Origin of the sequence: Actinomyces oris (genome assembly GCF_001937445.1) — a bacterium.
GTDB lineage: Bacteria > Actinomycetota > Actinomycetes > Actinomycetales > Actinomycetaceae > Actinomyces > Actinomyces acetigenes.
Genome location: NZ_MSKS01000018.1, coordinates 1 through 10,820 on the forward strand (window position 1 = coordinate 1; position 10,820 = coordinate 10,820).

The 10,820-nt window shown below is 58.2% G+C and carries 13 protein-coding genes; 2 read left to right on the top strand and 11 right to left on the bottom strand.

Annotated elements, in window-relative coordinates; all coding sequences use genetic code 11:
* Positions 1-248: 248 nt before the first annotated feature.
* Positions 249-1,133: an IS3 family transposase gene (locus tag BKH20_RS06235; protein ID WP_075390368.1), complete on the bottom strand. Its 885-nt coding sequence runs from the start codon at positions 1,131-1,133 to the stop codon at positions 249-251.
* A complete protein-coding gene (locus BKH20_RS06240; protein WP_075390376.1) occupies positions 1,130-1,414 on the bottom strand; it encodes a transposase in 285 nt (94 codons plus the stop codon). The genes BKH20_RS06235 and BKH20_RS06240 overlap by 4 nt, the downstream gene beginning before the upstream one ends.
* Positions 1,415-1,571: 157 nt before the next feature.
* Between BKH20_RS06240 and BKH20_RS14650 the strand changes: the two genes are divergently transcribed.
* Together BKH20_RS14650 and BKH20_RS06250 are read left to right on the top strand one after the other, a co-directional pair.
* Entirely contained in the window at positions 1,572-2,189 is a 618-nt protein-coding gene (locus BKH20_RS14650; RefSeq protein WP_256693054.1) for a hypothetical protein, read from the top strand.
* Positions 2,190-2,425: 236 nt separating this feature from the next.
* Entirely contained in the window at positions 2,426-2,869 is a 444-nt protein-coding gene (locus BKH20_RS06250; RefSeq protein WP_256693055.1) for an OmpA family protein, read from the top strand.
* A 17-nt stretch (positions 2,870-2,886) separates the two neighbouring features.
* Here the strand turns inward: BKH20_RS06250 and BKH20_RS06255 are convergent, their stop codons facing one another.
* The 9 genes from BKH20_RS06255 to BKH20_RS06290 form a co-directional block, all read right to left on the bottom strand.
* Entirely contained in the window at positions 2,887-3,240 is a 354-nt protein-coding gene (locus BKH20_RS06255; protein WP_256693056.1) for a hypothetical protein, read from the bottom strand.
* A 161-nt stretch (positions 3,241-3,401) separates the two neighbouring features.
* A complete protein-coding gene (locus BKH20_RS06260; protein WP_075371442.1) occupies positions 3,402-4,010 on the bottom strand; it encodes a hypothetical protein in 609 nt (202 codons plus the stop codon).
* The gene (locus BKH20_RS06265; RefSeq protein ID WP_256693057.1) at positions 4,007-4,474 is read right to left on the bottom strand and encodes a hypothetical protein; all 468 of its coding nucleotides are present in this window, start codon (positions 4,472-4,474) and stop codon (positions 4,007-4,009) included. The genes BKH20_RS06260 and BKH20_RS06265 overlap by 4 nt, the downstream gene beginning before the upstream one ends.
* 205 nt (positions 4,475-4,679) lie before the next feature.
* Complete coding sequence (locus tag BKH20_RS06270; protein WP_075390372.1) at positions 4,680-5,573, bottom strand: hypothetical protein; 894 nt, start codon at positions 5,571-5,573, stop codon at positions 4,680-4,682.
* A 482-nt stretch (positions 5,574-6,055) separates the two neighbouring features.
* Positions 6,056-7,072 carry a hypothetical protein gene (locus BKH20_RS06275; protein ID WP_075390377.1) on the bottom strand — a complete coding sequence of 339 codons (1,017 nt, stop codon included), beginning with the start codon at positions 7,070-7,072 and terminating at the stop codon, positions 6,056-6,058.
* Positions 7,073-7,080: 8 nt separating this feature from the next.
* The gene (locus BKH20_RS14240; RefSeq protein WP_178388566.1) at positions 7,081-7,368 is read right to left on the bottom strand and encodes a hypothetical protein; all 288 of its coding nucleotides are present in this window, start codon (positions 7,366-7,368) and stop codon (positions 7,081-7,083) included.
* A gap of 423 nt (positions 7,369-7,791) precedes the next feature.
* A complete protein-coding gene (locus BKH20_RS14005) occupies positions 7,792-9,339 on the bottom strand; it encodes a DUF4402 domain-containing protein (RefSeq protein ID WP_143224957.1) in 1,548 nt (515 codons plus the stop codon).
* Positions 9,340-9,453: 114 nt separating this feature from the next.
* A complete protein-coding gene (locus BKH20_RS14010; RefSeq protein WP_075390374.1) occupies positions 9,454-10,062 on the bottom strand; it encodes a hypothetical protein in 609 nt (202 codons plus the stop codon).
* Positions 10,063-10,110: 48 nt separating this feature from the next.
* Positions 10,111-10,820 (bottom strand): pilus assembly protein TadG-related protein (locus BKH20_RS06290; protein ID WP_218638150.1); only part of this gene is annotated, 710 nt, incomplete at its 5' end.

The following is a 10,820-nucleotide window of genomic DNA, read 5'->3' on the forward strand; positions in this document are numbered from 1 at the left end:
ACAACACAAGAACTCCTTCATGGGTCCGCCGAAATTTCTCAACGACCGAGAGTAATCATAACGTAATCATCCCAGCAAGAGGGGTTCCCCGTGTACTCCCCATCGCTCCCCGTGTACTCCCCATAACTCCATGGGGAGTACACGGATTCTCTCGGTCTCCCCGCGTGTACCCCGGGTACTCCACGATATTTCCCCGTGGGAGTCTCTGGACTGCTGGGTGTTTTTCGGACAGTGCTTGTTTTCTTGCTTCAGGCTACCTTCTTCAGACCCAAGAACTCACTTTCGACCTCGTCGGGAGTGCGATACCCTAGAGCTGAGTGAAGACGAGTACGATTGTATCTCAGCTCGATCCACGAGGCAATATCGTTGATCGCCTTGTCCTTCGTGGGATAAACCATCCGGTACACTCTCTCATTCTTGAGCGTAGCATTGAACGACTCTGCCCAAGCGTTGTCCCAGCACACCCCCGTACGTCCCACCGAGGGACGAATATCATAAGACTTGAGGTGATCCAGGAACTCCTGGGACGTGTACTGGCTCCCCCTGTCGGAGTGAAAGATCGTCACACCCTCCTCGATCGGGCACCTGCGTACCGCCATGTCAATGGCCTGGCACACCAGGGAGGTGCGCATGTGGTCAGCCATCGCATAACCCACAACCTTTTTCGTGCAGCAGTCCAGGACGGTCGCAAGATAGATGAACCCAGCCCACGTCCTGACATAGGTGATATCCCCGCACAGCTTCTTGCCGGGCTCGTCAGCTGTGAAGTCCCGCCTGATCAGGTCGGGCCGCTCGTCCAGGTCCTTAGCCGGCACGGTGGTTCGGACCTTTGCCCGTGGCTGCGCGGCCTGCAGGCCCAGGTCCCTCATGATGGACCGGATCGTGGAACCGTCCGCCCGGACCCCACGCCGCTCCAGGACCGCCTGGATACGCCGGTAACCGTAGGTGCCATCGGAGCGCTCAAAAACATCCTTAATCATAGTGGCCAGCTCCTCCCTCCGAATGGCCGTCTGTGACTGTGGTCGGTCACGCCAGGAGTAGTAACCTGATTTTGACACGCCCGACCACTGGCACATTGAGGAAATGGGATAGGAGCCTTCTTCGCGGTTGATCAGCTGGTAGCGCTCGGTCACGGTCGTTCCTTGGCGAAGAAGGCGGCTGCTTTTTTCAGGAACTCGTTCTCCTGACGCAGCTCACGAACCTCTGCCTTGAGTTTTGCTATCTCGGCTGACTCGGATGCCTTCTTGCGGTCCTGGTCGGTGGCGTGCTCCCTCTTGTATCTTGCGACCCAGTTACCCACCGTTTGGGCTACAAGATCGTATGAGGCGGCCACCGAGGAGATGGTGCGGTCCTTCTCGATCACCTCACGCACCACCTGCGCCTTGAACTCGTCTGAGTATCTCGCTGCTGGCATGGTCTCCATCCTATCGACTCACGGGAAGAAAAACTCCCCCAGTCCGAGAAACACCACGCACTCCACTCCCCATTTCTCGAATGATGGGTGCTGCATAGGGTCTCAGTATTCCTCAGGTCGATGTGGCCTGATCGAGAGCAACGGAGGTTCCATCATGATGACTGCTTCGAAGCGAGTCCTGGCTGCCATGAGCGCCATTGGCATGGCGGCAACCCTGGCGTCCTGCCAGCTGCCAGGGGGCTCCTCGGGTGAGAAGGGGGTGTCGACCTCGACCTCGACCTCGACGTCGGCGTCAGCGCCGAAGTCGGCGCAGGCCGGGGGCGGTGGTCATGGTGCGGCCATTGAGTCGCATCCCACGACCGTTGACAGTAAACCCGGGACTGTTTCCCTGAACTCCGTGTCCGGTGCGGGAACCACAGTCACCGTCATGTTCTCCGTGACGAATAATGACAAGAAGAATGACATGTGGATATACGACTCATTCTCTGATGGAGACGACTCGGTGCCTCAGCCCAGTGGAAAGGCGAGCCCGGGAGGGAGCACGAACAACGCCGACGGCTTTACGCTCATCGAACCGTCCTCCTCAAGCATCTACCGCGTCTCCTACGACTCCCAGGGCGGCTGCCTGTGCTCCAGTGGCCTCACGGAGTTCATCCAACCCGGTCAGACGATCGCGCTCCAGGCTACCTTCACCGGTGTACCGGCCGAGGCGAAGAACGTCACCATCACCATCCCGAATGGAGGCACCTTCAGCAACGTGGCGGTGGCCCGATGAGACGGCAGATGAATGGGGGATGGGCAAGGGGCGCCAAGCGTCGGCCTCGGTCCGGGGTGCTTGCCACCGCGGCCGTCGCCGTGTGGGCAACATCGTGGTCAGTGTCCGCCGGGGCTGCTGCCTTACCCGCAGCACCGCAAGCGGGCCGCCCGTTGGCGGCTGCGAGCAACAGTGCCACAGCCGATCCGACGACGATCACCAAGCAACCGGAGAGTGCAGGGCCGGGTAATCCCCGGGTGGCTCAGACCGTGGACCGCGTTGTCACGCCGGTGTCGCGCTCAAGCAGCTCGGACAGCGCGGTCACCTACTCCTCGGACGGCAAGACCACGGTGGCCTCGTTGTCCGGTGACGTCACCTTCGACGTCGACTCCTCGGCCCTGACTGACCGGGCCAAGCAGGTGCTCGACGAGATCGTCAGCCGCTGGAACGGCAAGGCGCCGGCCACGGTCACCGTGGTGGGGCACACGGACTCCGTCGCTGACGACGCATACAACCAGACGCTCTCCGAGCAGCGGGCCAAGGCCGTCGCCGACTACCTGACCTCCAAGGTCCCCTCCCTGAACGTCCAGTCCTCCGGCAAGGGGGAGAGCGAGCCCGTGGCCTCTGAGACCAACGCGGACGGCAGCGTCAATGAGGCCGGCAAGGCCGCCAACCGCCACGTCGATGTGCGCTGGGGGTAGGCAGGGGTGTCCCCGCCTCAGCGCAGCTCGATCCACTGGCCCACGGTCGAGATCTGATCGCTGGTGATCTTCTCTCCGGAGAAGTCCACGAGGCAGATCTTCGACTCCCGGCTGATGGCCCAGAGGGAGCCCTTCTTCTGGTAGGGCCAGGTGGTCTGGTACTGCTGCTGCGCCAGGATGATGGATCCGTTGGTGACAGCGGTCCGAGAGCCAACGGGCTGGTACCCGCGAGTGACGGCCCGGGCGGCATTCATGGCAAGGTCGAGGGCGTTGTAGCCGTCCTTCGCTTCGACGGACTGGGCCGTCATGAGGACGGCCGACTTGTCTGACGGGTCGGTCCACGTGGTACTCCAGAGGCTGGACTGTGCCACCGACCGATCCCAGCCCTTGGGCACCGCAAGAAGCAGGTCGCCCTCCTCAAGACGGTCCCAGTCACCTTCTGGGCCTGGATGCTTTGCCGAGGAACAGCTGCTAAGAAGCGTTGCGGCTGTGGCCGTTGAGAATGCTAGGAGGGCGCGTCGTCGTTGGATGGTCATTGTTGCTGCCTCGTCAGGGTCAGAGAGTTCTCGATGCCGTTGCGAAGGCCGTCATCCAGGACGGTGCTCAGAAGAGTGACGACGCCGGTCCCCACCTGTGAGGCGAGCAGCCAGGTCCACCCCAGCCAGGATGTTGCAGGACCCCAGTAGAAGGCGGCCCTCTCAGTGGCGGGCTTGTCGCCGCTGGCCTCCCAGGAGACCCGCCCGATCTCCGAGTAGTTCTCAAAGAGGTAGGAGCTCGTGAGATTGACGGTCTGCCTGAGGCCGTCGGCGGTGGTGCTCGCGTCGATACCGGAGAGCAGGACCCGCTGCGCGAAGCTGGTGTCGTTGGTCTGCAGGTCGTAGGAGACGGCATACGGGGGCCACCCACTGCGCCGAGTGGGGCCTTTGAGGGAGGACAGCAGACTGACAGAGATACCGGAGAAGTTAATGCCGGCCCAGTCCTGGGGAGCATCTTGCGGGCTCTTGGACGGGGCTTGCGGCTGCTTCACGTCATCGACTGAGGTCATTCCTGAAACAGGGGTTTTCTCTGGAGACTTGCTGCATGAGGCGACCGCGCTCAGGGAGGCGATACCGCCGGCGGCCATGAGGAGGCGGCGATTCATGAGGCACTCACCGCCACTGACGTGAGGACGGATGACATGCGGTTCAGACTCTCCTTGTTCTTGGGGTCCGCGAAGGCGTAGACGCCGTAGCTCTCTCCGCCTGGACCGTCGACGATGATCCCCGCGCACGTGATGGGAACCTCGGCGGTCTTACGGTCCTGCAGCCATGGCGGGATCGCCGTGGTCTGCCAGTCCAGACGGTTCGCGCCGGATCCGCCAGGAACCTTCACAGGAGTGACCGTGGGCTGGATGGACTGGGCGGTCAGCGCCTGCTGCTCCGCGGCCAGGATGCTTGCCGCGGGCTTGGCGCCGGCGGCGTAGTACTCGACAGCAACAGTGAGAGGAACGCTTCCGCGGCTGTCGTAGTAGGTCTGCTGCATACCGTCGTCGTAGGTCGTGGTGGCCCCGGTGACGGCATCCCCGGGTACCTGGATGATGAGGTTTCCGGTTGGGAGAAGGGTCATCATGCCGCCCGACGCCGTCGTATCCGAGCCTCTCGACGTCGACGGTTGGGATACGGATGCTGCGGCCGAGGCGGTGCCGGAGTCTGAGGCTCCTCGGTGGCTGCAGGCACACAGGGCGAGTATGGCCATCGCTGCCGCCACAGCTCTTACAGGAGTCTTCATGCGCTGTCCTTGCGTTGTCGTCAGGCGTCCAAAGAGGAACCGGCTAGTGGGTTTGGCTCGCCAGCTGCTTGCGGTCCTTCGTGAGCTTGTCAGTGCTCCAGCTGCCGGAGAGGGCGTCGAAGCCACCGTTGTCAGTGATCGCCGTGCCGTTGACAACGAGCTGAGTGGTGCTCGCTTTGGCAGCAAGGACGGCGGCGAATGTGCCACTGGCGGAGGAACTCGGCGGATCACCCACGGACAATGAGGTCGCAGGGATGTTGACGGTGCCCGACGAGAGCAGGACGGTTGAGGCATAGTCGTTGGCGAGATCGCGATCCGATCCACTGAGTGCTGAGACGTCAAGTGTCGTGGTGACCACCGTCGTGACTGCCGTGCCCGCGGGGACTCCGGAGATACCGCCATTGGCAGATCCCTCGGTGACATGGGTGAAGGTCATCTTGTCGAGGTCGCCGCCGGTGTCGTAGGACAGGGTGACATAACCTAAACAAATGCGCTGACCTGCTGGGGGAGAGGCGATACCGAAGCTGTTCCACGCCGAGTCGACTTCCTGACTGTGCTCCGGGACCGGGACGTCGGCCTTGTAGGAGAGCGTGTGGCTGACGGCGCCAGTCCCGTCGGGCTCAAGGGAGGTTGTTCTGCGGTACGCGATGTTGCCGCCGATGGTCAGGATCGGATACGTGACCGAGGACTGGCGCGCTGCTGCGCTGCCGGGGGTGTCGCCCGACGCCGTCGTGCCAACCGTCAGTCGGCTGGGTGACGACTCGATCGTGGAGTCGGGCCGAGCTGCCGCAGCAGGGTGAGCGTGCTTGACCCGTCCGGCCCCCGTGTTCTCAGCCTGCTTGGTGACCTCCGGGGATGAGGGGGATGGGCAGGAGCGCTGGTGGGAACACTGAGATGCCGCTCGCTTGGCCCGTGCTCCGGTGACCTGCGTGGTCACCGGGTTGGTCCCAGAACCTTCCGCGCTGTATCCGCTGGACAGTGACCGTGTGGTACCGGCGGCCTGTTTCGCCCCTGAGTCTGGGGCCGCGGCAGCCGGTTGGATGGCGCTGACTGAGATACCGACGAACAGTGTGAGGACGACTGTCCTTGCCAGTCGGGGAGTCTGGGAACGACAGCGCACGGAGTGCGTCCTTTCGATGAGGCGACAGGTGCAGAGCGGCGTCGTCGGGGGCGATACCGTTATCAGTCCGAGACTCTACGTACAGATGTGCTCTGACGCCACTCTGTTGTGGCACATCGGGGTTGTCGGAGAGTGCGATTGCGAGCGGCACCGCAACCGAAGCGGTTCGAAGGCCTCGATAACATCGATAACATCGCCAGTAATTGCCCGCCGAGATTCCAGCCCAGAGAAACCGCAATCGCCTTACTCGCCATTGCATAGAACGCATACCTCGCTGTGTCATAGGTGCGATAGCGAGATCAGTCGAGGGTGAGCGACTGCTCAATAGAGGTTCGAAGGCTGGTATCAATAGTGCCCGTGCCTGAGTACTGGACAGCGGCAATCCGAGAATCCTTGCGTACGACCCAGATAGCGCCCTGGTCGGAACCTGACTTTCCGGCGCCAAAATCCAGGCGGACACCTTCTGAGAATCCGGACAGGCTGACAGCCTGCTGAGACAGCTTGGAAAAATTCTCCAACGCCCCGTCTGCCGAGTCTTTCTCTATCGCCGACAGTGCATCCTGAACCGACTTCTGAGGAACACTCGGAGCCAAGAATAGCCTCTGCGTGAGAATCCCTTGTGAGTCCGCCAACGCCCAAGAGTCGGCCCATCGTTGAGATCCCTCAAGCGGCCCAGTGTCCACCCAACCTGCTGGAACGACGCAACCCAACCCTCTAAAAGTGATGCTCTGTGTCCCATCCTGTCGCGTCGAGGCAATGGCGGAGGCCGCCGCTGAGCTGGACGCACTGGAAGAGGAAGCCGATGACGTCAGCTCGATCCAGCCGCCGACTGTATCAAACTGATTCTTGTCCTTCTTCTCATTAAACAGGTTAACGAGAGCGATGTTTCCATACTTGCTGATCGCCCATGTGCTTCCGTACCCTTTAGTTGGCCAATCCACTTCATAATCTTGTCGTGCCAGTACGGTACTTCCATCGGACCAAGAGACTCGTTCACCGACAAGGCGATACCCTCGTGTGACACAGCGTGCAGCATCGGCCTGAGTGTCAAGCGCCGCAAAGACGTCGCTCTCTTCCGTCGACTTCGCCGTCAAGAGAACATTGGTTTGCTTTTTGCTGTCAGTCCATTTTGTCGTCCATGTTCCATCTCCGGGACTGGATTTCTTCCAGCCGGAGGGGACGGCAACTAATAAGTTTCCATCGCTTACTCGTTGCCAATCTCCCGGAGGTTTCGGAAAGTTGTTTGAACTGCATCCAAGAAGAATTGTTGCTCCTAAAGGAAGGGTGGCTAACGATAGTGCTCCCCTTCGGTTCATATTCACTGCTACGCTCCCTTCAAAGATAGTGAGGATTCGAGTCCGTTTCGCAATCCGTCATCCTGATATGCACCGAAGATGGTCACAACTCCAACTCCGGCAGATGATGCAATCATCCAGGTCCAGCCCGGGGAGTCAGTGTCTGGACCCCAATAGAAGAAAACTCGTTCGATGGCGTTGTTCTGATCGACGTCCCATGAGATGCGTTTAACCTCCTTATAATTCTCAATAATCCCCTTATTGATGAAGTTCACTGACTGCCTGATGCCGTCAGGGTTCTTAGATTCTGTTGACACGCCGGAACACAATAGTCGCTGGACGACAGAAGACTTGTCATCAGTTAAATCATAATAAACCTCATACATCCCCCAATCGGAACGCTGCTGCGGCCCCTTAAAAGACGTAGGCAAATAGAATGAAATCCCTTGATGATTTGTCTCAATCCACTGGTTCGGCGATGTCTCCCGAGGAGTAGTCGAAGGGTGCGGTTGGGAGGTGTCCGAGGCTGCTTTCAACTTGCTCAATGGAGCCGTTTCGGTTCTTCGTCCGCAAGCGGCCAAGAGTAACGACGATGCAGCGAACGAGGAACCTGTTGCACAGAATGACTTTCTAGAAAACATACGGTCATGAGTGCCGTCAGGGTTACTGTGCCCACGCAACGATGATCCTGATGTCGTCATGATTTCACCAACCTCGAATCGTCCCTGTTGTAGTATGCGTTACATATTCTCAAAAGTTCTGCGGCCTCCGTTGCTTGGCTGGCTCAGCTGTTGAGCGCTCACTGTATTCTTTGAGTCGGTACTCGAGTTCTTCTTAAAGGGGCCCCAGCCACCTTCCTCGTTGGTGACTGTACCATCCTGAACCACTCTTGTCACCTGTGCGCGCTCATACAACAAGTTTTCGAAGCTGTTGTCTGAAGGGCTGTCCGGATTAAGGACAGACTGTGGCACGATGAGAGCTCCGTTAGTGAAAGACGAGTCGACATACTCTTGCGCGATCTTCTTATCGTTGTCGCTCATTGAAGAGACGTCAAGTGTCGTGGTGATTGTCGACGTTTGAGGGTGGTCTGCACCGTCATCCTCTTTCAGTCCTGTCGCTGACCATGAACCTTGACCCACCTTTACGTTAGTGAAAGTAATCTTACTGAGATCTCCGTTCTCGTCATAAGTCACTTCGTAGCTTCCAGTATAGCTCCCTGAAGCGTCTGCGGCCGCCTTCAAGCCGAATGACTTTGTAGGATCTTCGGCGCTTCCTTCCACGGATCCGCCGATCGATCCCGTGTATGTGAACTTATGAGAACTCGATGTCTTGCCGCTGGCATCGGTGGTAGTGGTGTATGTGTATCCAGCTTCCCCGGAGATGTTGAGACTCGCGCTGGCCTTGAGCTGACCGACGGGGACGCCTTTTTGGTTGTCGCTCTCTTCGCCCTGTTCGTCCTTGTCGTCCTTTTGGTCTTCGTCCTTCTTATTGTCGCTTCCTCCAACCTTAGGTTTGACATCCAGGCTGGCTGAGGCGCTGGCTTCGAGTTTTAGTTTTGCATTCCATACAGTTGAAGTACTGTCCGGGGTTTGCTCGAACTTTGTGCCGCCGTTGCCGATGCGGCCTAGGCCTTGATTGTTGAGGTGATTCTCGGTGTTCTCCTCATTCTGTTTGTCGAACTCTTCGCAGGAAATGTGGTCAGGGGTGTCGCAGTTATAGGTTTCAGATGTGGTATGACTGACTGAAACTCCTGCTGACGCATTGACCTTGGCGCTGAAGGGATTGCCCTTCCCTTTGTCCTTGCTTCCCCCTTTATCATCAGTGGATGCGCCGACTTCGTACCCGGCTGAACCTTCTTGCGTGCTCGAGTACTGCCGTGTCCCTGAGTTATCCATATAGGTGGTCTTAGTGACGGACGTACCATCCTTGCCGCCGACATTAGCTGATCCAGGTCCAGGTAACGGAATGCTGACACCAACTGATGTTGAGGCCGTCCTTTCTTCAGATTGAGACGGGATCGATCCCGGATCGACTTTACGAGGATCGTTGGCCTCTTGCCCCTGATTCTGCGAGTAGTCGCAGGAGTAGGAGTCATCCGTGCCGCCTACAGAATGAATCGCTGAGGAAATTTTACAGACAACAGCTTGAGCGAGGGAGACGCCGCTTCCAGCGGCGATGAGGGTGGCAATGGTAGCGATGATTGCCGCGACAACGAAGGCGGCCCCCGCATACTCAACAGTCGACTGCCCTTTCTGTTCTTGTTGACGGCAGTGCCTGTTCATTTTCATCGATCTCCTTAAGTTAGGTATACTCAATTCTTGAAAGTATGTTGTCGGGGATGCTGTTGTGTGAGGTATTATGTTGAGCTTGAGGCTCTTCGGCCCAAAAGCAGTTGAGGTGACCTAGGCTCCTCTTACCTCAATCGAGTCAAGAATATGTTGCGTCATCTTAAGGCTGTTAGTGTTGTCTTTTGGTGCACAAACGTAGACCCCGTAAGCATAACCGGAAGGTCCGTCAGACAGAACGGCCTGACATGACAGTTTGATTTCCTTCGTGTCATTGTTCCAAGGTGGCGCCGCGGATTGCTCCCAGGAAAACGTATAGGCGCTGGATGACCCTTTCACTGTCTTCACCTCGGGTGATATCGAAACACCATCCGTGGCGTAGGCCGCCTTGTCTTTACTCGCGATGCCCGCAGCGGTCTGAGAGTGGTTTGTGTAGTATTCTACGTCGATGATTGCTGGACTCGCCTGGTCGGTGACGTAGTAGTTAATGCGAGATAGGCCGTTCTGGTCTTTCATGGGTTGCTTGTCAGAAGTCACAGAACTTGGAGCTTCAAGCGTTAGACCGTGGGCGGGGTTTTGTTTGACGAAACTATTTGAGCTACTTCCGCTACTGCTGGCTGAGGGCTTGGCGGCGTCATTGCTTGTGTGGCCGAGCGTGCTGCAGCTTGTGATCAATGTTGCCGCCAAAATTACTAGTGAAACAGAACGAAACCGTTGCGCGTTCATGAGATCCTCCGTGATATCTTCCTGTAGTTTCCTGCAAGACAGCTCGCATTAGTTAACTAATCGTGCGCTGACTTTTGCCTTCGGCAGGCTGTGTAAATTATTCGATGAGGGGTGAGGGGAGGTTGACGTTCCCCTCTTTGGATTCGGTGGATTCGAACTGGCCGATTGCCGCTGCTGATGCGAGTTCGTGGAACATTCTCCATGGATGTTGTAACCGACCTTACCGTCTTTTAAACATACGCCGCGTTCAAATGTGACTTTGGCTGTAGAGGTTGCGGTGGCCCTGTCTTGGGTGTAGCTGACAGTGGAGTTGGTGCGCACTGAGACTGTCACGGTGCCACGAGACTCGTCGACCGAATACGATGTCACCATCGCGTCATTGAGTGTGGCGTAATACTTGGCTGCTTGTTCAGCCTTTGGACCTGCGAACGATCCCGCCCCGTGCCCAATGCTTCCCCAGAATTGGCGTTCGTTGCCAGAGCTTGCTGCGTTTCGGTAGGTTGACTCGATGGAGTCGGCCCAGGTATGTGCGGCTGCCAAGGCGGCCGCATCTGCCGCGTTGCTGGCATCGCGACGGTGCAGAATGGCATCCCCCAGGCCAGTCATGAGACCCAGTGCCACGAATGCCACAACTGCAGCGGCAACACTGATGTAGGGGAGGATACTGCCGCGTTCAGTGATTGCCGGTCCGGATGGAAGCCAGATGGTTTTACGCGAAATACGAGACATGGTGGTGCTCAGCTGTTCTTGATGGGGAT

Coding starts and splice junctions, on each gene's coding strand:
- BKH20_RS14650 (WP_256693054.1), top strand. CDS start 1,572: ATGACTGCTTCGAAGCGAGTCCTGGCTGCCATGAGCGCCATTGGCATG.
- BKH20_RS14005 (WP_143224957.1), bottom strand. CDS start 9,339: ATGAAAATGAACAGGCACTGCCGTCAACAAGAACAGAAAGGGCAGTCG.
- BKH20_RS06265 (WP_256693057.1), bottom strand. CDS start 4,474: ATGACCCTTCTCCCAACCGGAAACCTCATCATCCAGGTACCCGGGGAT.
- BKH20_RS06275 (WP_075390377.1), bottom strand. CDS start 7,072: ATGAACCGAAGGGGAGCACTATCGTTAGCCACCCTTCCTTTAGGAGCA.
- BKH20_RS06260 (WP_075371442.1), bottom strand. CDS start 4,010: ATGAATCGCCGCCTCCTCATGGCCGCCGGCGGTATCGCCTCCCTGAGC.
- BKH20_RS14010 (WP_075390374.1), bottom strand. CDS start 10,062: ATGAACGCGCAACGGTTTCGTTCTGTTTCACTAGTAATTTTGGCGGCA.
- BKH20_RS06240 (WP_075390376.1), bottom strand. CDS start 1,414: ATGCCAGCAGCGAGATACTCAGACGAGTTCAAGGCGCAGGTGGTGCGT.